This window comes from Peteryoungia desertarenae (assembly GCF_005860795.2).
Taxonomy (GTDB): domain Bacteria; phylum Pseudomonadota; class Alphaproteobacteria; order Rhizobiales; family Rhizobiaceae; genus Allorhizobium; species Allorhizobium desertarenae.
Genome location: NZ_CP058350.1, coordinates 1,506,537 through 1,530,812, shown reverse-complemented (window position 1 = coordinate 1,530,812; position 24,276 = coordinate 1,506,537). Strand labels below are relative to the sequence as shown.

At 57.2% G+C, this 24,276-nt stretch carries 27 protein-coding genes; 9 read left to right on the top strand and 18 right to left on the bottom strand.

Annotation, left to right across the window (positions count from 1 at the left end; genetic code table 11):
* Positions 1-75: 75 nt before the first annotated feature.
* Genes FE840_RS07270 through FE840_RS07255 form a run of 4 tightly spaced genes read right to left on the bottom strand, consistent with a single transcriptional unit; the run spans position 76 to position 3,567 of the window.
* A complete protein-coding gene (locus tag FE840_RS07270) occupies positions 76-639 on the bottom strand; it encodes a flagellar protein (RefSeq protein ID WP_138285509.1) in 564 nt (187 codons plus the stop codon).
* 5 nt (positions 640-644) lie between these two features.
* Complete coding sequence (fliI, locus tag FE840_RS07265; RefSeq protein WP_138285510.1) at positions 645-2,021, bottom strand: flagellar protein export ATPase FliI; 1,377 nt, start codon at positions 2,019-2,021, stop codon at positions 645-647.
* Positions 2,022-2,048: 27 nt separating this feature from the next.
* The gene (gene flgF / locus FE840_RS07260; RefSeq protein ID WP_138285511.1) at positions 2,049-2,786 is read right to left on the bottom strand and encodes a flagellar basal-body rod protein FlgF; all 738 of its coding nucleotides are present in this window, start codon (positions 2,784-2,786) and stop codon (positions 2,049-2,051) included.
* Between the two features lies 1 nt (position 2,787).
* Positions 2,788-3,567, bottom strand: a complete 780-nt coding sequence (locus FE840_RS07255; protein WP_138285512.1) for a DUF1217 domain-containing protein — start codon at positions 3,565-3,567, stop codon at positions 2,788-2,790.
* 179 nt (positions 3,568-3,746) lie between these two features.
* Here FE840_RS07255 and motA point away from each other — a divergent pair, with 179 nt between their 5' ends.
* The 6 genes from motA (at position 3,747) to FE840_RS07225 (ending at position 9,054) form a co-directional block, all read left to right on the top strand.
* The gene (gene motA / locus FE840_RS07250) at positions 3,747-4,625 is read left to right on the top strand and encodes a flagellar motor stator protein MotA (RefSeq protein WP_138285513.1); all 879 of its coding nucleotides are present in this window, start codon (positions 3,747-3,749) and stop codon (positions 4,623-4,625) included.
* A 2-nt stretch (positions 4,626-4,627) separates the two neighbouring features.
* Positions 4,628-5,575 (top strand): FliM/FliN family flagellar motor switch protein, encoded by a 948-nt coding sequence (locus FE840_RS07245; protein WP_425502186.1) that lies wholly within the window; start codon positions 4,628-4,630, stop codon positions 5,573-5,575.
* A gap of 64 nt (positions 5,576-5,639) precedes the next feature.
* On the top strand, positions 5,640-6,269 hold the full coding sequence (gene fliN / locus FE840_RS07240; RefSeq protein ID WP_138285515.1) for a flagellar motor switch protein FliN: 630 nt from the start codon (positions 5,640-5,642) through the stop codon (positions 6,267-6,269).
* 28 nt (positions 6,270-6,297) lie between these two features.
* A complete protein-coding gene (fliG, locus tag FE840_RS07235; protein WP_138285516.1) occupies positions 6,298-7,335 on the top strand; it encodes a flagellar motor switch protein FliG in 1,038 nt (345 codons plus the stop codon).
* A gap of 190 nt (positions 7,336-7,525) precedes the next feature.
* Positions 7,526-8,614, top strand: coding sequence for a flagellar biosynthesis protein FlhB (gene flhB / locus FE840_RS07230; RefSeq protein WP_138285517.1), 1,089 nt, complete (start codon positions 7,526-7,528; stop codon positions 8,612-8,614).
* The gene (locus tag FE840_RS07225) at positions 8,614-9,054 is read left to right on the top strand and encodes a hypothetical protein (RefSeq protein WP_138285518.1); all 441 of its coding nucleotides are present in this window, start codon (positions 8,614-8,616) and stop codon (positions 9,052-9,054) included. Before flhB ends, FE840_RS07225 begins: the two co-directional genes overlap by 1 nt.
* 28 nt (positions 9,055-9,082) lie before the next feature.
* On the opposite strand, the gene visR is transcribed toward FE840_RS07225, so the two are convergent.
* The 13 genes from visR to FE840_RS07160 form a co-directional block, all read right to left on the bottom strand.
* Positions 9,083-9,832 (bottom strand): transcriptional regulator VisR, encoded by a 750-nt coding sequence (gene visR / locus FE840_RS07220; protein ID WP_138285519.1) that lies wholly within the window; start codon positions 9,830-9,832, stop codon positions 9,083-9,085.
* 8 nt (positions 9,833-9,840) lie between these two features.
* Positions 9,841-10,587, bottom strand: coding sequence for a transcriptional regulator VisN (visN, locus tag FE840_RS07215; protein ID WP_138285520.1), 747 nt, complete (start codon positions 10,585-10,587; stop codon positions 9,841-9,843).
* A gap of 283 nt (positions 10,588-10,870) precedes the next feature.
* Positions 10,871-12,559, bottom strand: coding sequence for a flagellar basal-body MS-ring/collar protein FliF (gene fliF / locus FE840_RS07210; protein ID WP_138285521.1), 1,689 nt, complete (start codon positions 12,557-12,559; stop codon positions 10,871-10,873).
* Between the two features lie 166 nt (positions 12,560-12,725).
* Entirely contained in the window at positions 12,726-13,115 is a 390-nt protein-coding gene (gene cheT, locus FE840_RS07205) for a chemotaxis protein CheT (RefSeq protein WP_138285522.1), read from the bottom strand.
* 14 nt (positions 13,116-13,129) lie between these two features.
* Entirely contained in the window at positions 13,130-13,684 is a 555-nt protein-coding gene (gene cheD / locus FE840_RS07200) for a chemoreceptor glutamine deamidase CheD (protein ID WP_138285523.1), read from the bottom strand.
* On the bottom strand, positions 13,681-14,070 hold the full coding sequence (locus FE840_RS07195; protein WP_007695708.1) for a response regulator: 390 nt from the start codon (positions 14,068-14,070) through the stop codon (positions 13,681-13,683). Before FE840_RS07195 ends, cheD begins: the two co-directional genes overlap by 4 nt.
* Entirely contained in the window at positions 14,070-15,116 is a 1,047-nt protein-coding gene (gene cheB, locus FE840_RS07190) for a protein-glutamate O-methylesterase CheB (RefSeq protein ID WP_138285524.1), read from the bottom strand. Before cheB ends, FE840_RS07195 begins: the two co-directional genes overlap by 1 nt.
* Complete coding sequence (cheR, locus tag FE840_RS07185) at positions 15,116-16,018, bottom strand: protein-glutamate O-methyltransferase CheR (protein ID WP_138285525.1); 903 nt, start codon at positions 16,016-16,018, stop codon at positions 15,116-15,118. Before cheR ends, cheB begins: the two co-directional genes overlap by 1 nt.
* The gene (locus FE840_RS07180) at positions 16,015-16,482 is read right to left on the bottom strand and encodes a chemotaxis protein CheW (protein WP_138285526.1); all 468 of its coding nucleotides are present in this window, start codon (positions 16,480-16,482) and stop codon (positions 16,015-16,017) included. Before FE840_RS07180 ends, cheR begins: the two co-directional genes overlap by 4 nt.
* 4 nt (positions 16,483-16,486) lie before the next feature.
* On the bottom strand, positions 16,487-18,757 hold the full coding sequence (locus FE840_RS07175; RefSeq protein WP_138285527.1) for a chemotaxis protein CheA: 2,271 nt from the start codon (positions 18,755-18,757) through the stop codon (positions 16,487-16,489).
* A gap of 15 nt (positions 18,758-18,772) precedes the next feature.
* A complete protein-coding gene (cheY1, locus tag FE840_RS07170; protein ID WP_136597829.1) occupies positions 18,773-19,138 on the bottom strand; it encodes a chemotaxis response regulator CheY1 in 366 nt (121 codons plus the stop codon).
* Positions 19,135-19,434: an STAS domain-containing protein gene (locus FE840_RS07165; RefSeq protein ID WP_138285528.1), complete on the bottom strand. Its 300-nt coding sequence runs from the start codon at positions 19,432-19,434 to the stop codon at positions 19,135-19,137. Before FE840_RS07165 ends, cheY1 begins: the two co-directional genes overlap by 4 nt.
* 135 nt (positions 19,435-19,569) lie before the next feature.
* Positions 19,570-21,210, bottom strand: a complete 1,641-nt coding sequence (locus FE840_RS07160) for a globin-coupled sensor protein (RefSeq protein WP_246318866.1) — start codon at positions 21,208-21,210, stop codon at positions 19,570-19,572.
* 522 nt (positions 21,211-21,732) lie between these two features.
* Between FE840_RS07160 and FE840_RS07155 the strand changes: the two genes are divergently transcribed.
* Together FE840_RS07155 and glgA are read left to right on the top strand one after the other, a co-directional pair.
* A complete protein-coding gene (locus FE840_RS07155) occupies positions 21,733-22,017 on the top strand; it encodes a DUF2934 domain-containing protein (RefSeq protein WP_138285529.1) in 285 nt (94 codons plus the stop codon).
* A gap of 113 nt (positions 22,018-22,130) precedes the next feature.
* On the top strand, positions 22,131-23,561 hold the full coding sequence (gene glgA, locus FE840_RS07150; RefSeq protein ID WP_171033653.1) for a glycogen synthase GlgA: 1,431 nt from the start codon (positions 22,131-22,133) through the stop codon (positions 23,559-23,561).
* A gap of 84 nt (positions 23,562-23,645) precedes the next feature.
* Here glgA and FE840_RS07145 read toward each other — a convergent pair whose 3' ends face one another.
* Positions 23,646-23,876, bottom strand: coding sequence for a hypothetical protein (locus FE840_RS07145; RefSeq protein WP_138285531.1), 231 nt, complete (start codon positions 23,874-23,876; stop codon positions 23,646-23,648).
* Between the two features lie 91 nt (positions 23,877-23,967).
* On the opposite strand from FE840_RS07145, the gene FE840_RS07140 reads away from it, so the two are divergent.
* On the top strand, positions 23,968-24,261 hold the full coding sequence (locus FE840_RS07140) for a hypothetical protein (RefSeq protein WP_138285532.1): 294 nt from the start codon (positions 23,968-23,970) through the stop codon (positions 24,259-24,261).
* The last annotated feature ends 15 nt before the right edge of the window (positions 24,262-24,276 follow it).

Here is a 24,276-nt window from a genome sequence, read left to right as displayed (position 1 = left end):
GCTTTACTCCGTCTTTTACTAACCGGAGCCTAGGCCTGTAATCTTGCGTGGGACTTGCCCAGCCAGAAGCTCCGGTCAGTTATTGGCGTAGACTTCGCCCGTTGACGTCACGATCACCCACTTGCCGTCACGCTGCTCAAGGGTCGCCACGCGGCTGTTGTCCGGGAGGATCGATCCGACCCGCACCATGTACATTCCTGAGGTATCCTCAATGAGCGCTCGACCGTTGGCCACATGCAGCAGACGAAAGCTGCTTCGACCAGGGAAAGGTTGCATCAAGGGCGCTTCAAGGCCTTCGGGTCGCTCGATGCCGAGGGTCGGGATGGTTGCCGTCGTGATCTGGTCAACAATCACCTGATTTGAGTTGTCTTCCTCGTCGTCGTCATTGTCGACAAGAGCCGCGGGAGAAACACTAAAGACATTGCGCCCCGGGCCTTCCGGCAGATCGCGTGTCGGCCCCCAGTCAGCGAGACGCACCCCGAATTGCTCTTCATTGAAGAAGACATACCAGGGAAACAATGCAGCCGCGCAGGCAAGCGCAATCCCGGTGCCGCCGATCATGCGGTCCACCGTCAGCACCCTCTGTCGCTTTTCGACCTTCGGGGCCTCGATGCCTTCGTCGTCGTCGAAATCTGTCACGTTTTCTACCTTCTCATGCCGCCGGGCTGGTTGGCGACCGCGTTTTTCAATGCGTTGGCGAGGTCGGCATAGGCGTCTGCCGCCGGTTTTTCAGCCGGTGTCTGCTTCAAGACCTCGTAGATGACCGGAACCTGCTTGATCGCCATGTCCAGGTCCGGATCGCTGCCGTTGCGATAGCCACCGATCAGTCGCAGATCGCGCGTCTCTTCATAGCGATGAATCAGTGCCTTCAACCGCGAGACCAGTTTCTCCTGCTCGGGATTCCAGGCCTTGCGCGCCAAACGCGAGATCGAGGACAGAGGATTGATCGGCGGGTAGCGCCCTTCGTCGGCGAGACTGCGTTCCAGGACGATATGGCCGTCGAGAATGCCGCGGGTGGAGTCTGCAATCGGATCGTTGTGATTGTCACCGTCGACAAGGATCGAAATGATCGCCGTTATCGTACCAGCCCCCTCGGCACCTGGACCTGCCCGTTCAAGCAGTCGCGGCAGTTCCGTGAAAACTGAGGCCGGATAGCCGCGAGCAATCGGCGGTTCGCCAGCAGCGGTCGCAACTTCACGGATAGCATGCGCAAAGCGGGTGACGCTATCGACGATGAAGAGGACGTTTTCACCCTTGTCGCGAAAGTGTTCGGCAATTGTCATGGCAGTCAGCGGCGCCATTTTGCGCAGCATCGGGCTTTCATCGCTGGTTGCGACGACCGCCACGGCCTTGGCCATGTTCTCCCCGAGCGTATCCTCGATGAATTCCCGCACTTCGCGGCCACGCTCACCAACCAATGCGATGACGACACGATCAAACGCATCAGCTCGCGCCAACATCGACAGTAGGGTCGACTTGCCGACGCCCGAGCCTGCGAAGATGCCTAGGCGCTGTCCAAGGCAAAGTGGCGAGAAGATATCGATCGCGCGCACTCCCGTTCGGAAAGCCTCTTCGACACGACGGCGCGTCATGGAGGGTGGTGCGGTTGCGTAGATCGGGCGACGGATGTCGCCGGGCTTCAGCGGTGCGCCACCATCAATCGGATCGCCAAGGGCATTGATGGTGCGACCGCACCAACTGTCTTCCGGAGCAATCCGAAACGCACCTTTGCGAATGACAACATCATGAATACCGATCGGTTCGCCAGGCTCGATCGGACAGACATAGGCTATGTCGGGCTCTACCCGCACCACTTCGCCCAGATGGATTCCCGAGGGTGAACGATGGGCGACAAACTCGCCCAGACGAACATGCCGGGACAGCCCGGTCACGGTGTAGTGTCCTGCGGCGATCGTGCGCACATGTCCACCCTGCGTCACCGAATATTCCGGTTTCGCATAGCGCCCGACCAGCCCTGCAAGCTGGCTGAGTTTCGGGGAGATCGGGAGAGCGTCCATCATGGTCCGTTCGTCACTGTTCAATCAGGGTCAGTTGCCACTTCCACCGAGGGTCCTGATCGCCTGGCTCAGGGAATTTTCGCTATCGCGGATCAGTGAGCTGATACTTTCAAAGGCGCGGTTGACCTGGATGAGCTGGGTCATCTCGCGGATCCCGTTGACATTGGAGCTTTCCAGATAGCCCTGCATGACCGCAATTTCCGGATTGTCGACAACAGGCTGCGGGTTGTCGACAGTGGTCACACCGCTATTCTCAAAACGAAGGAAGCCCTGGGTCAGGTCAGCCGTAAACAGGCCGAGGCTTGTGACCTGACGTCCATCCTGCAAGATCTGGCCGTCGGCGCCCACTTCCGGAGGTCCGCCAGCACGGTTCAGCTGGATCGGCGCGCCGCCAGCATCAAGAACGGGATAGCCACGAACGGAGACCAGCTCTCCGGTGTCTGTCATCGTAAAGCGCCCATCACGGGTCAGAACCTGACCAACCGGGGTTTCGATCGCAAACCAGGCGTCACCCTTGATGGCAAAGTCGAGCACATTTTCCGTATGCTGAAGGTCACCGGTTTTCGTCGAAAGGTAGTCGTTCCCCTGAGACACAAAAGCGATGCTGGCATTCAGATCGTTGCGCGTCTTGCTCAGTATTTCGTCAAATTTTACCTCGGTCGCGCGAAATCCGACGGTGTTCACATTCGCCATGTTGTCGGCGATCGTGGTGAGGCGACGCTCAAGCGCCATTTGCGAGGACAGGGATACGTAGAGTCCGGATTGCAATTTAACTGCCTCCGCGTTTCAGTGAATTGATTGAAATGAGAAGATCCGCCGAAATCCCGAAACCGGAAGAGCTTCCGAACACGGCAAGCGGATCATAGGGCTCGGACGGATTATCGAGCTCCCAAAGAGCGGTGAACCGTTCGAGAAACTTGCTGACCTCTTCAGGATCCTGGAAGCTCTCGATGTCGAGACGCTTTTCCAGATAGCCCGCCTGCTTGTCGATATCCGATGCCGCAACTTCGTCGGGGATTTGCAAAGCGGTACGAACGACCTGGGCCAGCGCATCATCCGCCAGGATATCCATGCCGCTCTTGATCTTCGAGGCGTTGCGATCGAAATAAAGCGCCAGGCGGACCCCGGTGTTGTCGTTACCGGCATCGGCTTCAAGGGTCTGGCGCATGTACCTGGACACCATATCCTTCTGCGCGGAATCAAATGCCGTCGCCGCAGCACCGAAGGCCTCAAAGTTGAGAGCCTTGGCCAGTTCGGCATAGCGGCTATCGGTCAGTTGATTGGCAAAGGCTTCATCATTGGAGACGCCTTCCGTAAGCACCTTGCGGATGAAGGCCTTGGCGTAGGCCATGTCTTCCAATCCGTGCGCCTTCAAGGCATAGTTGTAGAGACGGCTGTCTGCCATGAAGTCGTCGATCGATTTCACGTCGCCGATTTTGGACAGGTAGTATTCCGTCTCCCGAGCCACATCAGGCTGCTTGGCCACGCGCTCCATCGTCTTGTCGAGGTTCTGCGTGATCAACTTGTAATTTGTATAGGTCGTGGTCACGGTCTGTGCACCTTTTCATAGGACTATCCTAAACTACGTCCTTTATCGCTCTTATTGACCGCAATGGCTTGTGCGAAGCTGTCTGGAGGTTGACAAACAATGAACAGGCGCGATTCAGCCTCACGCAAGGCACAGACCGTAACGCTTGGCCCGAGTTGTAACGTTCAGGTGCGGGCAAAATGAATATCATCGTCGGATTTGTGATAACTCTGGGCTGCGTCCTTGGCGGTTACATGGCCATGGGCGGCAAGCTCGCAGTTCTCAATCAGCCGTTCGAGCTGCTGATCATCGGCGGGGCCGGCGTCGGCGGCTTTATCATGGCCAATTCGATGAAGGTCATCAAAGACACCGGCAAGGCGGTCGGTGAAGCCTTCAAATACAAGGTCCCGAAAGAGCGCGATTATCTGGATGTCCTCGGCGTTCTCTACTCGCTGATGCGCGACCTGCGCACCAAGTCCCGTAACGAAATCGAAGCCCATATCGACAACCCGGAAGAATCCTCCATCTTCACCGCCGCGCCAAACCTGCTGAAGAACAAGGAACTCACATCTTTCATCTGCGACTATGTCCGGCTGATCATCATCGGAAATGCCCGCAGCCATGAGATCGAAGCCTTGATGGACGAAGAGATCGAAACGATCCTTTACGACAAGATGAAGCCCTACCATGCGCTGAACACCGTCGGCGACGCCTTTCCGGCCATCGGTATCATTGCGGCGGTTCTCGGCATCATCAAGACCATGGGATACATCAACGAATCGCCGGAAGTCATCGGCGGCCTGGTCGGCGCGGCGCTTGTCGGAACGATGTTGGGTATCTTCCTCTCCTACTGCCTTGTCAGCCCGCTGATTGCGCAGATCAAGGTCGTCCGGACGAAGCAGCATCGCCTTTACATCATCGTTAAGCAGACACTTCTGGCCTATATGAACGGCTCGGTTCCGCAGGTGGCGCTCGAATATGGCCGTAAGACCATCTCTGCCCACGAGCGTCCGTCGATCGACGCCGTTGAGCAGGAAATGATGAATCCCGGTGGTGGTGGCGACAGCAAGGCAGCATGATCATGAGCGACGAGACGATTGAAACCGCACCCAAGATCGACAAAGCCCTGCTTGCCATGCTGACGGGCGGGCTTGGAGACAAGAAAACGCTTGCGAAACTCTGCAGCGACTTCGGCCTGCTCTACACCGAATTTCTGCCGGACATCATCCACAGCGAAACCGGCCTGACCGTTTCCGTTCATTACAACGGGCATGAAACCGGAATGATGACGGATCTCATCGCCGATCTTGGTGACAATGTCAGCATCGTGGAGGCATCCCTGCGGAACTGGTCACCGCGCTTCTATCTCGCCTGCGGAAACAGTTTCGTCATCACCTTGATGGAAAACCTGCTTGGCGCCCTTCCCGAAACGATCGAGGAGCCGATCCAGAGACCGCTTTCGCATATCGAACTCGATCTGTCGGCGATGGTCTATGACAAGATCGCCAATGTGCTGCGCTCCGGCGTCAATGCAAGCGGCGGCTTTGAGCCTCTTGTCGAGAAGCCGCGCAATGCCGAAGACATGCCCAAGTTCGATGAGGATCACGTCGACGAATATGCCGCGACGATCAAGCTCGGCATCGAACTGGGCACGATTGCATCCGAATTCTATCTCGTCATTCCGCAAAAGGCGCTGCTGAAGACGGTTGTGACGACCCCGAAATCCAAGAACCAAGGCTCCAAGACCCGTAAGGAGTGGCAGGACCAGATCGCCGAGCAAGTCCGGCGATCCCAGGTCATGCTGGAAGCGCGTATCCGTCTGGAAAGCCTGACCCTCAAGACAATCTCTTGTCTTGCGGTTGGCGATGTCATCCCCTTCAAGGACATTGGGGATGTCATGGTCGATGTCAGCGCCAACAGCAAGGACATGTACCGATGTGAATTCGGACGCGCCGGGGAGCACTACACGGTCCGGGTAAAGGACAATGTCAGTAGCGAAGATGAAATTCTAAGGCATTTGATGAACTAGCCCGACATGTCCTGCTGTCCGAGATGGGCAGTTTGAGGCAAGTTTCGACAGGAATAATGATCTCATGGCACCCAAGAAGACCCCAACCCCCGATGACGATCCCCTGGCGATGCCAGGAAGCGACGCCGATTTCGATCAGGCTGTCGACGATCTGCGCGGTGTTTTGAAGGCCGATGCCGAGGGCGGCCTTCCCGATCTCGGCGGCGATTTCGGAAGTGACCTCGGTTCTGATTTTGGACTGAACGACACGCCGTCCGATGATCTTTCTGCTTTTTCGTCGGATTTCGGCAGCGATACGGGCCTTGGAAGCGATTTCGGTGGCGGCAGCGATTTTGGCGGTGACGCGTTCGGTGGAGACGCGATTGGTGGTGGCGATTTCGGTGGCGATGCCTTCGGCTCCGATGGCGGTACCAAATCACAGCCTCCGGGAAGCGCACTGACGGCCAATCTGGACCTGATCATGGACATCCCGATCGATGTTCAGATCGTTCTGGGATCAAGTCGCATGCAGGTGTCCGGATTGATGAGCCTGGAAGAGGGTGCCATCATTGCACTCGACAAGAAGATTGGCGAACCTGTTGAGATCATGGTGAATGGCCGTAAGATTGCACGCGGTGAAATCACGGTTCTCGAAAATGATGACACGCGTTTTGGTGTCAAGCTCATAGAAGTGATGGGCACCAAGAAGTCCTGACCCATGAACGGGCCAGAGAGGAAAGACCATGATGGACTTTGACGATTTTGGCGGCCCAGTTTCCGGTAAACCGCTTTCCCAGGCCGACAAGGCAGCCGCAGTGCTGCTGGCCATGGGAAAGGGTGTTGCCGGCAAGCTGCTGAAATACTTCACTCAGGCAGAACTGCAGATGATCATCGCATCTGCCCAGACGCTTCGCACCATTCCACCGGATGAACTGACCGAACTCGTCAACGAGTTTGAGGACCTGTTCACCGAGGGTGCAGGCCTTATGGACAATGCCAAGGCCATCGAAAGCATCCTGGAAGAGGGGTTGACGCCAGAGGAGGTGGACGGGCTTCTGGGTCGTCGGACCGCTTTCCAGGCGTTCGAAGCATCGATCTGGGATCGTCTGCAGGATGCCGATCCCGACTTCATCGCCAAGTTCCTGATGCGGGAGCATCCGCAGACCGTAGCCTATATCCTCTCCATGCTGCCGTCATCCTTTGGCGCCAAGGTACTGCTCAAGTTGCCGGAGAGCCGTCGCGCTGACATCATGAACCGGACGGTCAATCTGAAGAACGTCAGCTCCAAGGCGGCGCAGATCATCGAGAACAGGGTTCATGACCTGATCGCCGAAATCGAGGCCGAGAAGAATTCGACCGGATCGGCCAAGGTCGCCGAACTGATGAACGAGCTCGAGAAGCCCGAAGTCGATACCCTTCTGCAGTCGCTCGAATCGATCAGCAAGGAGGCCGTCAACAAGGTCCGCCCGAAGATCTTCCTGTTCGAGGACCTTCTCGTCATGCCGCAGCGCAGCCGCGTCATGCTGTTGAACGACATCTCCGGCGACATTCTGACCATGGCGCTACGCGGCGCCAGTGCGGAAATCAAGGAATGTGTGCTGTCATCCATCAGCCCCCGTTCACGCCGCATGATCGAATCAGATCTGCAGGCAGGCACGGCCGGCATTAATCCGCGTGAGATTGCAATCGCCCGTCGGGCAGTCGCGCAGGAAGCGATTCGCCTCGCAAATGCCGGGCAGATCCAGTTGAAGGACACGGAAGGCGGCGATCAAGCCGCCTGATATCGCAAATTCCGTGTCAGACTGTTGAAAAAGACCTTGAACGCCTGCGCCATGATTGAACCAGGATCGGCGCAGGCGTAACTTTTTCCACCAAGGGCGAAACGGCAGAAAATTGCCATCTTTGGTGTCGACCTCGCATTATCGGTCATGCAGATTCGGACCGGTAAACCCCTGAAGGAGGGGAGCGGACGTGTCCGACGATGAGGACAAGGACAGCAAAACAGAAGATCCGACAGAGAAAAAGATTCGCGATGCCATGGAGAAGGGCAACACGCCCTCCTCACGCGAGATACCGATCTTTGCCTCTGCACTCGGCTTCTACATCTACGTCGTTTTTTTCCTGCATGACGGGATAGCACGGATTGCGCAGTTTTTGCGCGAGTTTCTTGACCGTCCCGAGCAGTGGAAGATCGGGACGGCCACCGACGTTGTTTCACTTTTCACAATCATTGGCTGGGAAATGCTGGCGCTTCTGGCGCCGGCACTGCTGATTTTCTTTGTCTTCGGGATAGGCTCCAACGCATTGCAGAATTTCCCTGCGCTGATCTTCGAGCGCATTCGTCCGCAGTCATCGCGAGTCTCCATTTTCAAGGGGTGGGAAAAGATATTCGGGATCCAGGGCCTCGTCGAGTTCGGCAAGTCCCTCTTCAAGATCGTCGTGGTTTCGATCATCATGATCGTCGCGCTCAGAAGTGATTATTTCAGCGCTCTTGATGCAATGTTTTCCGATCCCCAGGTCATCTTTGTGAAGTTCGATTCGATCCTCCACAAGATGATGATCATCATCCTGCTGGCGACCGCCTTTCTTGCAGCTGTCGACTTCTTCTGGACGCGCTACCACTGGTTTGAACAGCTGCGTATGACGAAACATGAAGTCAAGGAGGAGTTCAAACAGTCGCAAGGGGATCCCATTGTCAAAGCCCGCCAGCGATCGATTGCGCGCGATCGGGCCCGCCGTCGTATGATATCAAGCGTGCCGCGCGCGACCCTCGTAATCACCAATCCGACCCATTATGCTGTCGCTCTGCGCTATGTGCGTGAGGAAAACGAAGCGCCTGTCGTGATTGCCAAGGGACAGGATCTCATCGCGCTCAGAATTCGTGAAATAGCCCAGGAAAACGACATCCCCATTTTTGAGGACCCGCCACTCGCCCGCTCCATGTTTGCGCAAGTCTCGGTGGATAGCGTTATCCCGTCGATATTCTACAAGGCGGTCGCAGAACTCGTTCACCGGGTCTATGCGTCCAAGGCCAACAAGAGACGGATGCGCCAGCCATAATGAAGAAATGCTCATTTACTCACCAGCGTGAACGTATCGTAGCCGAGGCGATCAGCCCAGTTGCGAGCGAATTGCGGCTACTCGATGCAGCTGATCTGATTTCACTGCTGCGCTTCGAACTCTATGGAAACATTGCCGACCTGGTGTCGTCTGCCGCCGAACTCTACTTCCACCCCGGCACCGTGACGTTTGGCACTGGCGGCGAGTATCGGCTCGAATGGGGCGGCCCGCCGAGCGTTACTCTGGACCTGGAGATCAAACCCCGCGACATTACCATTTATGCGCGCCTGACACTGACGGAAGATCAGGCAGGGCTCGAGATCAATCACATCGCCTTCCATGAGGCTGGTCGCTCGCCTGAAGAAAACACACTTCATCTTGAAGAACGACTTCACGAAGCGCGCTTTGCCAAAACCAGTTCATCGCCGCTTTACGGCTGAACAGTCCCCTTCTACCGCAATTTTCGGATCACGTGATGTAGCCAAGACGTATCGCCTTGGCGATTGCCTGAATGCGATTGACGGAATCAAGCTTGATGGTTGCCGAGCCGAGATAGGCGTTGACGGTATGGACCGAAAGTCCAAGGCGTTCAGCGATCTCTTCACTAATCTGTCCGTCCCCTGCCAGTTGCAGACAGGCGATCTCGCGATCACTGAGTGCCTCAGCCTGACTGACACGACGTTCCTCAAGGGACAGAATGTCAGTCATGACCTTGTAGCAACGGCTATGTACGGCCAGAATCAATTCCCCGGGAAGATCGACCCCACCGGAAGTCGGGAACACCACGTAACCATTCCCAACCGCACCGAGCCTTACGGGAAAGGCGATCCCCGAATAGCTGAGCAGCGCGGGTTCGATCTGTTGGACGAAAGGCGTGAAATCCGATGCTTCAATGAAGCTGGTGTCGTTTTGCGCGCTCCAGAGCAAAGGAAGCGTGGATGTTTCTATATGGGCAAGCAGCGTGTCCTCATAGGCATTAAGGAAGCCTTCGCGACCCGCTCCAAGCCCGGTACTCCAGTTCTCATATTCCGGCTGCAGGCGACGTTTATGCGGCAGGCTGGCTCCAGACACACGAAACGCTGCGAAACCACGTGCGTTCAGGTGACGCTGCAGGGATACCAGCTTGGGAAAGACATCGGACCGGGATGTCACCGCTCTGCCGCTGGCCCAGGGGGCATCATCAAAAACCGATCCCGCCGCTTTCGTTGTTTGCACCATGAGCGCCTCTAAACCAGATTGTTGCGGACCGCATAGGCAATTGCCTCCGAACGGGTCTTCGTCGCAGTCTTTCGCATCACACTTGTGATGTAGTTGTTGATCGTGTTCTTGGAGATACCGAGAATCGTCGCGATCTCATCACTTGTCTTGCCTTCGGCAATCCAGAACAGACATTCGAGTTCCCGCTCCGTCAGATCGAAGTCACGATCGGGCTTCTGCCCCTTGCTGACCGAGAGGCTGACGACATAGCCCGCCAGCAAGCCGACTTCCCGCAGCCGCTCGGCTGATATGATGTAATCATCGGGAAAGAGGAACATCAGCGCGAGCCGGGTTCGCCCGACACTCAGCGTAAACGAGCAATATTGCCGGCTAATGCCTTCCGGAACGAACAAATCATCGGGGAGCAGGTCGTATTTCGGCTGCAGCACAGCCATGCACTTTTCAAGCTCGGTTGACCGGGAATAGGTCGCCGAAAGCTCCGCATCAAGACGCCGCACCAAATCAAAAGGCCAGTCGGAGGCAACAACGAAGTCCAGGCCGGTTTCCTGGACGAGATCGTAGCGAGCCAATAGAAAATGCGACGCTCCCGCATAGGCGCTCAGGATGCGAAGGCAGGCGCCCATATTGCCCGCCTGCGCAGGCGCGATCAGGCGTGATATCAGCATGTCCCGTGAAGACGCGCCGTGCAAATCCTCATGAGAGGATGCGGCTCGCACCCTCTTGCCGGAGTTACTTGCAGCTGTATCGGCGTCCATCACGTGATGCCTCTCGGGAAACCTAGTAAGCTCATCATAAGACCCGGACCGAGTTGTCACTCCCAAATCAGACCGAGTTGAATCGACCTCATGTCGTCAACGAATCATGGCAAGAATAAAATATAAAGCGACATTGGTCACAGTGACAAACATACTATCCCCGACTTAAGACGATGCTTTCGCACAATTACAAGAGAATTCTGCGATAAATGGTGTGACCATGAAACAAGAAAACCGCGCCGGCGCGGCGCGGTTCTTTGTTCGACAGCGAGGCAGTGATTCGTCAGGCGGCCCTGTCGACTGCCCACTTGCGCAGAATCTTGGCGGCCCGCTCTTCCGACAGCTCAACCATACGTGCAAGGCGCCGCTCCGGACCTTCCTTGACCCGGCGATTGAAGCCGCCGTTCGGATCGTCATCCAAGGTGAGCAGATCATCGGTGCTATCGAAACCGAAGTCGGCACCGAAGCCATCCATCAACGCACCGCCAGCAGCACCGCCAAGGTCTGGTGAGAAGTCGGGCAGTTCGAGACCAGCCATCTGCTCACCGTCGCCACCTGCAATTGCCGGCGCCCCACCGCCGACGCTGCGGAGCATCGGACGAATACCCATCCAGACAATCAGGAAGGCAACGGCAACGAATGCGAGAGAGTTGATGATGCCGCCAATGTTGCGGCTCAGGATCTCCATGATCCCGGGGCCGGTCGCGGATTCCTGGAGCAACTGGTTCTCGAGGAAATCCATGGCCGTGAGGGTAACGACATCGCCACGCTCGGGATTGAGGCCAGCAGCCGTCGTCACGATCTTCTGCATCTCGGCGAGATAAGCGTCGATCTTGGCCTGGTCGACCGGCTCGCCAACCATGGCGGCGATCCGTCCGCGGTTGACAACAACCGCGACAGACAGCTTTTCGATCGAATAACTGTTGCGGACAGTGGCCACGGTTCGGCTGTTGATTTCGTAGTTGGTCTGCTCTTCCTTCTTGTCCTGTTCGTCGGACGATTCAGGACCTGCGCCACCAGCATCAGGTGCGGCCTGAGGAACATTCTGCTCGACGGTTGCCGCCGTATCCGGAGTCCGCTGCATCGAACGCTGTTCTTCACGGGTGATCCGCACCGACCGCTCGACACGCGATTCGGGATCGAAGATGGTCTCCTGGATCTGCTGGCTGTCTGTATTGACCTGAGCGGTCACGCTCGACCGGAAGTTATCCATACCGAGGAACGGGGCCAATGCCTTGTCGATATTGGTTTCGATTTCCTGCTGGACAGACTGTACCACACCCAGAGAGCGGTTTGCGGCTCCACCGGTTTCATCGCCGGCTGCAAGCAGCTGGCCCATGGAATCCAGGATGGTTACGTCCTCGACATCAAGACCCGGCACCGATGAGGCAACGAGGTGCCGGATGGATGATGCGGCTTTGCGGCCCGCTTCGGATGAGGCCCGAATCATCACAGACGCCGTCGGCGTCTGGCCGCCGCGTCGAAAATTGCCGACATCCGGCATGACGATATGCACACGGGCGGCAGCAATGCCGTTGATCTGCTGGATCGTGCGAGCCACTTCGCCTTCCAGAGCCCTGACGCGGGTGACTTCCTGCATGAACGAGGTCAGACCCAGGGAACCGACATTATCAAAAAGCTCGTAACCGGCATTCGCGCTGTTCGGCAGACCGCGCTCGGCCAAAAGCAGTCGAGCCTTGCTTGTCATCCCGGCAGGCACGCTGATGCTTGCCCCGTCCGCACCCACTTCGAAATCGACGCCGGACTCGGCCAGGGCGATGCTAACCTGGTTCAGATCGATCGGTTCAAGGCCGACGTAAAGGGTCTCATAGGCTGGTTTGTTGACGTAGAATGCGCCGGCAAGAATAAGTGCAAAAGAAATAATTGTCACCCCGGCCATCGCCATGAGCTTTGTCTGGCCCATGGCTCCGAGGTTTTTGAATACCTGAACTAGTTGATCTAACAGATTCATTCTGTCTCACACCATCTACAAGAAGGGGTCGGGCAATTCTGCCCCTTGTGAGACAATAGAAAGCGAAACTTGTGCGAGAGTTTCGTGGAGCTGGAAATGCCGAAGTCATTTCGGCACTGTCCGGGTCGTCGGCACACGCCAGAGCGCGCGGTCCAGCGGCAATCGCTTAAAAGAAATCGAAGTCTCCGGCGGCCTTGGTCAATGGCTGCGAATGACCGTGACGGAGGCCTGCCCCCAGCGCCTTTTGCATGTCAGCCAGTTTCACGAGGCTGAGTGCAGTGGTCATGTCGACCATCCAGTCAGAAGGGATTGTACCCGTGATCGTATCGATAAACTCAGCAAGACCTCTGGTTTTCTGCACGGCGAGATCGATACCCTGCATGACCTTGATGCTGTCCGGGGACTCTAGCACCTTGGAGCCACCCAGCTCAAGGAGCTGCGGTTCGATCCGCTCGATCAGATAGGCGACGTCATGCAACTCGCTGACGATGCGCATAAGGATTTCCGGCAGCTCCTCCTCGGGGCCTCGGGCATCCGCAATGTGTTCGTTTTGCATTCTGTCTCCAATACTCAGAAGAACTCGATTGAACTTTCCACGGGCTTTGCGGCAGGAATCGGACGGCTCTCCAGAGCCACCGTCTTCTTCGTTTCTGCGCCCGTAAGTGGATACTGTCTCGCGCGACCGCTGACCGGCCAATATTCCAGTTTCCGACCGTGCTCTCCGCCCGTAGAAGACCCCACGACCTTGATGCCTTCATCGCGCAGGAACTGCATGGCGAAGGCGGCATTCTGTTCACCGACATTGGAGAATGTCGCGATTGTCTTGGCACCACCGAAGATCTTCGCTTCAAGCCGATCCCTGCGGGCGCCCTTCTTCAGGAGGCCGTTGATCAGAAGCTCCATCAAGTGAACGCCGTAGCGGGATGCATCTCCCCCGCCAGCCCCCGGGGCTGCAGAGCCAGGCAGAAGAAAGTGATTCATTCCGCCGACACCTGCAACCGGATCCCGAAGACATGCAGCCACGCACGAACCAAGAATCGTTGAGATCACGATGTTTGGATCACTCTCAACCCTCCATTCCCCCTGAATGATGTGTACGCGCTTGGCTGCAACTTCGTCTGTCATTTCAGGGCTCCGAATACGGCTTCGATAGCCGCCTTCATCTTTTCGATTGTGAATGGCTTGGCGAGAACGTTGTTCGCTCCAAGCTGGGCTGCCTTCTGAACAAGCGCGCGGTCACCCTGGGCAGTCAGGATGATGAACGCCGCTTTCTTCGTGGCGGGATTGGTCCTAACGGCCTGTAGCAGACCAAGACCGTCCATCTTTGGCATGTTGAAATCGGAGATGACCAGATGATGCGGCTGCTGCTGCATGATCTTCATCCCCTGCTCGCCATCGCCAGCGGCGGTGATTTGCTTGAAGCCCAACTGCGTCAGTGCGTCACTGAGAAGCAGGCGGCTTGTGACCTGATCATCAACGATCAGAACTTTTATTTTTTCTGCTAGAGACATTAGTCGATACCTTCTTTTCGGGCGGCAGTAAGTTTGAGGATTTCTTCCCCAATGGATGCGAGCGGCAGCTGTTGTTCTACGGCGCCTAATTCATGGGCGACACGGGGCATTCCATAAACCACGCAAGTCTTTTCGTTCTGTCCAAGGGTGCGGGCCCCAGCGTGACGCATTTTCAAAAGGCCGGACGCCCCGTCACGACCCATTCCCGTGAGGATGACGCCCACGGCATTGCGGCCCGCGAGTTCTGCGACGGAGTCAAAAAGCACGTCGACGGACGGGCGATGCCCATTCACTGGTGCTTTGTCGACAAGCCGGCATGACGGCGCTGACGCATTGGCAACCTGAAGATGACGCTCACCGCCCGGTGCGAGGTATATCTTCCCGATTTCAAGGCGTGCCCCATCGGTTGCCTCTTCAACGACCGGCGCACAGAGTCTGTTGAGCCTCTCAGCGAAGCTCTTGGTGAAAGTCGGCGGCATGTGTTGTGTAATGACCGTCGGCGGACAATTCCGCGGAAATTTCTGCAGGACAGCAATGAGCGCCTCAACGCCACCGGTTGAGGAACCTATGGCAACGATCTTCCGGCCGACCCTGAAGTCTGCCACAGGAGCGCTTGTGACAGGCGCGGGGTTGGCGACGGACACATACCGATGCTGCGAACGCGCGGCCGCCTTGACCTTGTCCGCCAGGTCGCCAAAGGGACGCGCATCGCCTGGCGCCGGCTTTCCAACACAGTCGAAGGCACCGATTTCGAGTGCCGCCAGGGTCGCTTCCGCCCCTCGATGGGTCATGGTCGAAACCATGATCACCGGCATAGGCCGAAGCTTCATGATCTTCTCGAGAAACTCAAGACCGTTCATGTTGGGCATTTCAATGTCGAGCGTGACGACATCGGGATTGAGCTGCTTGATTGCCGCGCGGGCCTCCAATGCATCCCCGGCCTGTCCGATCACGCTTACCTCAGGGTCCTTGTTCAAGACAGCCGTGATGAGGCCTCGCATGGTCGGGCTGTCGTCAACGACAAGAACGCGCGCTGGATTGGCCATTATCTGCGCCCTCCATGCTTGCCGATATACCGATAGGTGGTGATGCCGATATTATCGAAGTCGTTCTTCGGATCACCGGACACGCGCTCGGAGTGGCCTATATACAAATGTCCTCCAATCGGCAGGAGCTCTGCAAATCTCGACCAGATACGAACCTGCGTCGGCTCATCGAAATAGATGACAACGTTACGGCAGAAGATGACATCGAACTTGCCCTTGAAGGGCCACTGCGTCATCAGGTTCAGCTCGTTGAAGGTAATGATACGCTTTAGCCGGTCGTCGACCTGCCATTTGCGTCGTCCACCAATCTCTACTTCCTTGAACCACTGCTTGCGCATCGACGGATTGACCGTCTCAAGCGCCTGCTCATCATAGGCACCGGCTCTTGCGATCGCCAGGATCTTGGGATCGATATCGGTCGCCAGTATCTTGAAGTCGTAATCTGCCGCATTTGGAAATGCCTGCAGAACAGTCAGCGCTATCGAATATGGCTCCTGACCATCGGAACAGGCAGCAGACCAGATACGCACGCGACCGCCGGCCTTGGCGTTTGCAATCAGACCAGGCAGGACTTCATCACGCAGATGCTCGAAATGGTGGTTCTCACGAAAGAAGCGGGTGAAATTCGTTGTCAGGTGAGAGAGCATCTCCCTGCGTTCATTTGCTCCCTCTGGAGAAGCCACAAGTTGGCAATAGGCTCTAAAGCCGGAGAGGCCAAGATTGCGGATATGCTTCGACAAACGCGAGTAAACGAGCGATGCCTTGGAATCGTTGAGGGCAATCCCGGCATCGGAATAGATCATGGCCGCGATCTCGTTCAAATCCCGACGGGTCAGCGGGTATTCGCCGCTGGCCAGTACCTCGTCATCAGAGGCTCGGGATGTGGTCATCGTCAATGTCATGCAGCCTCACTTTCGGCGTCTGTAAACAGGGCTCCAAGTTCGACCAGGCAGATCATCCGCTTGTCGATTGCCAGGATCCCTCTGGCATATTGCCTCTCAAGGTCCGACGAGACCTCGGGGGTAGGCTGAATATTCTCATCCGTTACCGTCAGGATGTCCGAAACCGCCTCGACCAGCAGGCCGATGACCTTCGATCTGACCTGCGCCACGATGATCACATGGCGCTCGGACGGGTTGGCGGGCTTCATGCCCAACCTGCTTGAAAGGTCGACGATCGGCAGCACCGCACCACGAAGGTTGATGACGCCCATAACGTAGGATGGTGCGTGCGGTAGAGGCGTCGCGGGTGTCCATCCGCGAATTTCCCGCACTGACATGATGTTCACGCAAAATTCCTGATCACCAATGCGGAAGGCAATGAGCTCCCGAGCACCTTCAATCAAGTTTTTGACCGCATACGACATGATACTACCCTGCGACGGCTAACGACATTTCCTGTTTGAGTGACTGACCGCGCGAGGCGGCAACGACGGCATCCACGTCGAGGATAAGAGCGACGCGACCATCGCCTAGGATGGTTGCAGCAGCGATACCCGGAACATGGGTGTAGTTGGCTTCAAGCGACTTGATGACGACCTGACGCTGGCCCTGGATGGCGTCGACCATCAGTGCACGCTGGCCGCCGCCTTCGGATTCCACGAGGAGGGCGACGCCATCCATCGGGTTTGCCTGGGAAGCGCGGAAGTTGAGGATCCGGCCCACATCCACGAGCGGGCAGAAGGAGTTACGGATCGAGATGAGGCGCTGGTTGGCGCCAAAGGAATGGATGTGCTGAGCTTCCGGCTGGAGCGTCTCGACGATGGCCGTGAGCGGCACGACGAGGGTCTGACCGGCGACCGTGACAACCATGCCGTCTAGAACGGCCAGCGTCAGCGGCAAGCTCATGGTGAAGGTCGAACCCTGGCCCGGGCGCGAGGTGATCGAGATACGACCACCGAGAGCCTGGATCGAGCGCTTGACGACGTCCATGCCGACGCCGCGACCGGAAATGTCAGAGATCTTGTCGGCCGTGGAGAAGCCCGGCATGAAGATCAGGTTGTCGATTTCCTCATCCGTCAGGTTGGCATCGGCTGCGATGAGGTCGTTGTCGATGGCCTTCTGGCGGACACGTTCGCGATTGATACCGGCGCCGTCATCAACGAGTTCGATGACGATGCGGCCCGAACGATGCTTTGCAGTGAGCTTGACCGTGCCTTCCGGGTTCTTGCCGGCGGCCGCACGCTTCTCGGGGCTTTCGATGCCGTGGTCGACGGCGTTGCGGATCATGTGGGTCAACGGCTCGGCGAGCTTGTCGATAACCGTCTTGTCGACTTCGGTGTTTTCACCTTCGGTGACAAGGCGGATCGACTTACCGACCATGTCGGCCACTTCGCGCACGATACGTGACATGCGCTGGAAGACCGGCTTCACAGGCTGTGCGCGGATCGCCATGACCGAATCCTGGATCTCGCGGGTGAGCTGCTGAAGCTCTTCGAGGCCCATGTTGATCGACGACGTGCCGTTATTGTCATTCTCGATAACGCTCTGCGAGAGCATCGCCTGGTTGATCACCAACTCGCCGACAAGGTTGATCAGACGGTCGACGCGGTCGAGGTCAACGCGGATTGTCTGGCCAGCGGCGCTGTTGGCCTGAGCGGCGGCGGCAGCAGCGGCGGCTGCGGCAGCGGCGGCTGGGGATTCTTTCTTTTCCGGCTTGGCAGCTGCACCCGCTGCCATCTTCATGACATTGCTTGCCGTTTCCGCCGCTTCGACGGCGGCTGCAACATTCGCGTCTGCTGCGTTGTCGCTGGCTTCGCTTGCACCTTCGTCATCGAGAGCCGACAGGTCGAACGGAACCGGAACCATGGGCAGCTCTTCTCCATTGGTCGCGGATTCGGCCTCATGAAGCTTGATTTCCAGATCACAGTCCCATTCGGCAAATTCAAAGACCTGACGAATGCCCTCCTCGCCCTTTTCGGTTTTGATCTGCGCCTTCCAGGTGAAGTAGGCACCTTCCGGGTCGATGTCATCGAAACTCGGCAGCTCGTCCGTATTGCAGTTAATGCTCATCTCACCGATGCGCGAGAGATCACGCAGCAGAAGTGCAGCTTCATTACCCTTGGAGTAAAGTTCGCGCCGTGGCTTGAAGCTAACGTCGAAGACAGAGGGCACGATGGTTGCTTCTTCGCCGTCCAGGTCATCGAAGCTGAAGGGAATTGGCTGGAATCCACTGTCGTCTGTCGGGGCCGGAGCAGCGGCGACCGGCGCTGGAGCGGCTTTGGGAGCAGCAGCGACTGGAGAAGAAGCGACCGGCACCTCGCCATTTGCCAGGGCTTCCAATTCCTTGACCAATGCGCTGGAGCGCGCATCATCGACACTTCCGCCATCACGGGATGCTGTCACAAGGTCGGCCAGTACATCGGCCGACTTCAACATCACCTTCATGACCTCAGGGCCAGGCTCAAGCTTGTTGGAACGAACGCAATCAAGTGTCGTTTCAAAAACGTGTGCAAATGCAACCAGGTCATCGAGACCGAATGCTCCCGCACCGCCTTTGATTGAATGCACGGCCCGGAAAACAGCATTGACCGTTTCCGGATCGCGATCTCCGTCATTCATTTTCAGAAGACCGGACTCCAGTTCTGCAAGCTGCTCCTCGCATTCCTGGAAGAAGATCTCTTTGATTTCGTTCATATCCATAGGAGAAATCCCGACTTAGGCGGTTACGCGCTCAATGGCATCGATCAACTTGGTCGGATCGAATGGCTTTACGATCCAGCCTGTGGCGCCGGCCTGACGTGCACGGTTCTTCTTCTCTGCATCGCTTTCCGTGGTCAAAACCAGGATCGGCACTGCACGGTATTTGTCGTTCTTCCGAACGCCCTCAATGAAACCGAAGCCATCGAGACGGGGCATGTTGATGTCCGTCACGATCACGTCAGGATTGCATTCCTCGAGAACTTCGAGGCCTTCGACACCGTCTTCCGCCTGGATGGTCTCGAATCCTGCATTGTTGAGGGTGACCAGAAGCATGTTCCGTATGGTTCTGGAGTCATCCACGGTAAGCACTTTTTTCTTCATTGCCGGATCTCCTTAGCGAGCAGATGATCGATGTTTACGCCAATTAGTTGAAGAGTCTTTAGAAAAGCATCCGATGCCTTGTCGAAGGTAAAGGGATGTTTGTCCTCCTCCCAGGCCTTGGCTGCGGCCATAAGAACCTGGACACATTGGGCACCAACCCGTTCGACGCCTGAGGCATCGACGGTCACCGCATTCCCGCGCAAGGACGAGAGATTGGCCTTCAGATTGGAGGCCTCATTCAGGTCCAGCACTGCGGCGAGCTTCAAACTCTTCTGTGCGCCTTTCTTGCTTGCCATCATTTTTTTCCTTGTCTCACGAGCCCGTCACTTAGATGCAGATCCCAACATTCACGAACCGGGTTGCCCGAACATCTTGGGGATGCATTTCCTGCCCGTAGCGATTCTTGTACGCCAAGTTGGTAAACAATCTTCTCAACCTCCAAGGCCTGCGATCCGGACGGGGAATTCGAAGTCTTCATCGAAATGAAGCTCAGCAGGACCGGTGACCAATGCCGCCTTCTTCTCGACCTGCTCAACATGTGCCCCTGCGGAAATCTCGATTTTGGGGCGCTGCGAACGCTTGGGTCCTGGCTGCCGCTCGATGTGGAATTCTCTGATCGTCGCACCGAGTTCTAGGATGACCCTGTGCAGATCATCGGTCCGGGCAGTCGATCCACGCGCAAGGTCAGCATTGGAAGCGATATCACGGCTGATACCGTCGACGGATGATGTCAATCCTTCGAGTTCACCGACCTGGGCATCTGTTGCGCGTGCAATATCCGAAACAGTGCCGCTGATATCACTGACCTGGGTTACGATATCGGCAATCGCGCCCTGGGTGCGCGCGACCATGTCAACACCGGCGTCAACCTGGGATTTGGTGGTGGCCACCAGCGTCTTGATCTCGCGTGCCGCGTCGGCGGAACGCTGTGCGAGTGCACGGACTTCCTGCGCGACAACAGCAAAGCCCCGACCGCTATCGCCGGCGCGCGCGGCCTCAATTCCGGCATTCAAAGCCAGAAGATTGGTCTGGAAGGCAATTTCGTCGATGGCGCCGATGATCTGCCCGATCTGTTCCGCAGACGCTTCAATATCGGCCATGGCGGATATCGCCTCCCCGACAATGTGGCCACTTGCCTCAACAGACTGTCTGGTCGCTGCAACGGTTGCTTCTGCTGATTTGGTCTTGCCGGCACTGTCACGGACGCCGTCAGCCAGGCTCTCAAGCACACGGAACGTTTCGGCCAGCCTGTGAGACTGCTCGTCCGCCTTCTCGGCAAAGCCATGCACGGCAGTCAGCATCTTCTCGGTCGTGCCTCCAGCCGTTGCCAGCTTTTCATCCGAAGTCAGGAACGCCGCCTGCAAAAGCTCAAGCGCCTCGTTCATCTTCGTTGCCAGATCCCGACAATGCTCGGGCACGTCTGGGGTCACGCGAACCGTCAGATCCCGTTCGGCAAGAGATTCGATGACAGGGCGGAAAATGCTATCCATCTCAACACGGTCGCGCTCGCGCTGGCTTGCCAGATCCCGATGGTGCTTGAGACGCATCTCGTTGAACCGGAGAGATACGGCAATCTCCAGATCAACCATGACAAGGCGGACAAGCGCCGCAAGCAGTTCTGCGCTCTCGTTCGATGGGCGTCGGGAAAACAGACCGCCACTGCCCGATTGCGATAAGGCTGTCTGGATGAGGTGTTCAAGAACAACGGCGTGCCCGGCGATATGCCAGCGGGGATCCAGCCCCATGCGGCTCTCGGCATCGGATAGAACCTTGACCCGCTCCGCATAGAGAGCGTCAAAACGGGCATCGGTCAGAACGTCCCAGTGAGAGGACATCAGGTCATGCAAGCGGTCGTATTGGCGTTCATTGGTAAAGCTGCGCGCAGCATCTGGGAACGTCTGAAAGCGCTGGAACAGGTCGCGAAGCCCCGCCTTGAGAGAATCGTCCAGACCGGGGCGATGGCGTCGCAAAAGCTCGCACTGCGTTTCATCGAGGCCTGCAAATCGCAAACGGTCGCGCAGGCTGCCCGCCTGTGCTCCTGTCGTGCGCTCTGCCGAGATCCCCTGACTCACACTTGCCCCGTTTGCCTATATGTAGTCTTTCGACCACTTCAGGGTTCAGATCGCGCGCACCAGGCTGCAGTTTTGGGATCAGTATTCCGATCCGTCCGCATCCAGTTCGGCTGTTCGAGATGAACCGCATGATTGAAACACACAGACCGGACCGAGACCGGTACGACGGGACGGCTTCATGCCCAACGAAGACTCAGCGAGTCCCACTCCGTCGTGTAGGCCAATCTTTATGGTTAATTCCTTGCCTGAAGGTTAATGAAACCTAGCCGGGGGATTGTTTTTTCTAATATTCACCGGGCCGCATAGACCAAGCATGTCAGATCATCTCGCGGTTTCGTCAGATCTTGCAAGATACTTGCCGGAATGAACTTTGGGGCCGTTCGGCATTGATCAAAACATCTTTTTCCAAAAACAAAGGCGAGTTCCGATCTGTCATCGACCATGGCGCGAAATGATCTCTCAGCTCTGGAACTGTTGCACGTCAGATAGCGTTTCTGGGCATACGAGATGCGGAGACCCGAAATGGCGGACAAGATTAGCGAGTGGATTGCCCAGAGAGCATATGCGATCTGGGAAGAAGAAGGGCGCCCAGGCGGTCGTGATGGTGAGCATTGGCGGCTGGCTTCCGACGAGTGGACGAGGCTGACGCAGAGCGCAGTGGTCACACGCGAAAAGTCGTTGAAGAGAGTGAACAAAGCCGCCACAGAAACGCCAACGGAAGGCCAGAGCGATAAGGTCGAGCCCGCGCCGTTGAAAAAAGGTCGCAACACAAAGGTTGCCGCGTCACGCAAGGGCATTGAGGGCTGATGGCGATGGGTGGCCCTTCAATCAAGACCGAGCTGCTGCATGGCCGACTGCTCCGGAGAATCGGGCCGGTCTTCGACAATGATGCTTCACTGCCAGAAGCTGCGGGAAAGTCGATACAAACGCTCGCCGTTGCCTCGGAAATCTACCCTCTGGTCAAGACCGGGGGGCTCGCGGATGTCACGGGCGCGCTTCCAAAGGTGATGGAGCGTTTCGGGGTTTCGACCCGTACACTGGTGCCCGGTTATCCTTCGCTGTTGGCGCTGGCGCGGCTCCATCCCCCGCTGCTCGAGTTTGATGACCTACTTGGTCATCGGGCATTCTTGCGTCATCTCGAAATCGAGGGACTGAGCCTGTTCGTTCTGGACGCGCCCGCACTTTATGAGCGGGATGGGGGGCCCTATGTCGACGGGAATGGCGTCGACCACCCCGATAACTGGAAGCGTTTTGCCGTGCTTTGCTTGGCCGCCGCAGAAATCGCAAGTGGCGTCATGCCGGGCTGGAAGCCTGACCTCGTCCATCTGCATGACTGGCAGGCAGCCCTGACCGCAGTCTATATGCGCAACATGCAATGCAAGGTTCCGACCTTGCTGACCATTCACAACATTGCCTTTCAAGGCCAGTTTTCAGCCGAGGTTCTCCCCGAAATCGGCCTGCCGCCCGATGTATTCACGACGGACTGCCTCGAATACTTCGGTGACATCTGCTACCTGAAAGGCGGCTTGACAACGACCGACCACATCACCGTCGTAAGTCCCACCTATGCACGCGAGATTCTTTCGCCGGCATTCGGCATGGGTCTGGACGGTGTGCTCAGAGGACGGATCGACTGCCTCGACGGGATCGTCAATGGGATCGACGGGGACATCTGGAACCCGGCGACTGACCCCTATCTGCCATTCCGCTATGATGTTCGCAGTCTGCGTCGCAAAAAACAGAACAAAGCCATGCTTCTCGAACGCTTTGGGCTCGACGCTGGCGCTGGGCCACTCTTCTCAACCGTGACCCGGATCACGTGGCAAAAGGGCATGGATATGCTCGCCGAGGTCGCCGACGAGATCTTCCACTGGGGTGGGCGCCTCATCGTTCTTGGCCAGGGAGACCATGAGATCGAGGCAGCCCTCAAGTGCGCCGCGCAACGCTTCCCGGGTAAAATGGCCGTTTCGATTGGCTATAACGAACCAACGGCACATCTCCTGCATGGCGGATCTGACTCGATCATCCAGCCTTCGCGTTTCGAGCCTTGCGGCCTGACACAGCTCTACGCCTTGCGTTATGGCTGCGTTCCGGTCGTGGCGCGCACTGGCGGTCTCTCGGAAACCATCATTGATGCCAATGATGCTGCCTTGTCTGCACGCGCTGCAACCGGTTTCCAGTTTCATCCTGTCACGGCGGACGGTCTTCGGCAGGCAATCCGACGCGCTGCGCGCAGCTATCGCGACCAACGCGACTGGACCCGTCTCCAGACCCAGGCCATGCGTGCAAATTATGGGTGGGAACGCAGCGCCGAGACTTATGCAGCGCTCTATAGACGCCTGATCAATTAGCGGTCCAGACCTATCAACTGAGGTCGATACGTCATCAAAGCCTTCGCCCGGATATTTTACTCCGGGCGAGGGCTTTGATGATCCTTATTTTGTCGTGCCAAAGGGGCTGGCATTTTGACGTTCACCGCCGGTACCGCTCTGGGGTGTCGGATCACGATCCGTATTGGTCGCAGGCAGCGTCACGTCGGCCTCCCTGTCCATCCGCTCGCTCTCGCCCTGTTCCTCGCTGCAGCCTGTGAGCGAAAGGGCGAGCAGAGAGGCAAGCACGACCGCTGTCATGCGCCAAAGGGAGGCATTCGATGTATCTCGGGTCATTTTGATCCTCATGGAAAATAAATCTTGGTCAGGGGAAACCTTTGGGCAGGCTGCAATGTTCCCCTATCGACGGCGTAGGAGGAGAACGTGGATGATCGCGGCAAAGGAGAATGTGGAAGGGCGCCTGAATGCGCACCGGGAGGTTCTCATCTCGGTCCTGGCCGCCGCAATGGTCGGACCAGAGGGTATCGCGGACCTGTTGCGCAGCCTCGAACAAGAGGTGCTTCTACGTGACGGGTCCGAGGATCCTGGCGCGACACTGTCTGCAGGCTACGCATCCGGTTCCGAGAAGGGCGACGAAATCCGGCAAATCCTGATGAGCGCGCGTGAGAGAGCTGAAGCCTTGTGTCGCGTCCGGCAGGATGACGCAAACATCGCAGACTGAGGATCGTCAACTACC

What these genes read in the sequence shown, in the direction of transcription:
- cheT (WP_138285522.1), bottom strand. Translation starts at nt 13,115, where the DNA reads ATGCAAAACGAACACATTGCGGATGCCCGAGGCCCCGAGGAGGAGCTG.
- cheD (WP_138285523.1), bottom strand. Translation starts at nt 13,684, where the DNA reads ATGACAGACGAAGTTGCAGCCAAGCGCGTACACATCATTCAGGGGGAA.
- FE840_RS07195 (WP_007695708.1), bottom strand. Translation starts at nt 14,070, where the DNA reads ATGTCTCTAGCAGAAAAAATAAAAGTTCTGATCGTTGATGATCAGGTC.
- FE840_RS07140 (WP_138285532.1), top strand. Translation starts at nt 23,968, where the DNA reads ATGATCGCGGCAAAGGAGAATGTGGAAGGGCGCCTGAATGCGCACCGG.
- fliN (WP_138285515.1), top strand. Translation starts at nt 5,640, where the DNA reads ATGGCACCCAAGAAGACCCCAACCCCCGATGACGATCCCCTGGCGATG.
- motA (WP_138285513.1), top strand. Translation starts at nt 3,747, where the DNA reads ATGAATATCATCGTCGGATTTGTGATAACTCTGGGCTGCGTCCTTGGC.
- FE840_RS07145 (WP_138285531.1), bottom strand. Translation starts at nt 23,876, where the DNA reads ATGACCCGAGATACATCGAATGCCTCCCTTTGGCGCATGACAGCGGTC.
- fliF (WP_138285521.1), bottom strand. Translation starts at nt 12,559, where the DNA reads ATGAATCTGTTAGATCAACTAGTTCAGGTATTCAAAAACCTCGGAGCC.
- cheB (WP_138285524.1), bottom strand. Translation starts at nt 15,116, where the DNA reads ATGGCCAATCCAGCGCGCGTTCTTGTCGTTGACGACAGCCCGACCATG.
- FE840_RS07225 (WP_138285518.1), top strand. Translation starts at nt 8,614, where the DNA reads ATGAAGAAATGCTCATTTACTCACCAGCGTGAACGTATCGTAGCCGAG.
- FE840_RS07165 (WP_138285528.1), bottom strand. Translation starts at nt 19,434, where the DNA reads ATGGCAAGCAAGAAAGGCGCACAGAAGAGTTTGAAGCTCGCCGCAGTG.
- fliI (WP_138285510.1), bottom strand. Translation starts at nt 2,021, where the DNA reads ATGATGGACGCTCTCCCGATCTCCCCGAAACTCAGCCAGCTTGCAGGG.
- visR (WP_138285519.1), bottom strand. Translation starts at nt 9,832, where the DNA reads ATGGTGCAAACAACGAAAGCGGCGGGATCGGTTTTTGATGATGCCCCC.
- FE840_RS07245 (WP_425502186.1), top strand. Translation starts at nt 4,628, where the DNA reads ATGAGCGACGAGACGATTGAAACCGCACCCAAGATCGACAAAGCCCTG.
- FE840_RS07175 (WP_138285527.1), bottom strand. Translation starts at nt 18,757, where the DNA reads ATGGATATGAACGAAATCAAAGAGATCTTCTTCCAGGAATGCGAGGAG.
- FE840_RS07155 (WP_138285529.1), top strand. Translation starts at nt 21,733, where the DNA reads ATGGCGGACAAGATTAGCGAGTGGATTGCCCAGAGAGCATATGCGATC.
- FE840_RS07180 (WP_138285526.1), bottom strand. Translation starts at nt 16,482, where the DNA reads ATGTCGTATGCGGTCAAAAACTTGATTGAAGGTGCTCGGGAGCTCATT.
- visN (WP_138285520.1), bottom strand. Translation starts at nt 10,587, where the DNA reads ATGGACGCCGATACAGCTGCAAGTAACTCCGGCAAGAGGGTGCGAGCC.
- cheY1 (WP_136597829.1), bottom strand. Translation starts at nt 19,138, where the DNA reads ATGAAGAAAAAAGTGCTTACCGTGGATGACTCCAGAACCATACGGAAC.
- cheR (WP_138285525.1), bottom strand. Translation starts at nt 16,018, where the DNA reads ATGACATTGACGATGACCACATCCCGAGCCTCTGATGACGAGGTACTG.
- fliG (WP_138285516.1), top strand. Translation starts at nt 6,298, where the DNA reads ATGATGGACTTTGACGATTTTGGCGGCCCAGTTTCCGGTAAACCGCTT.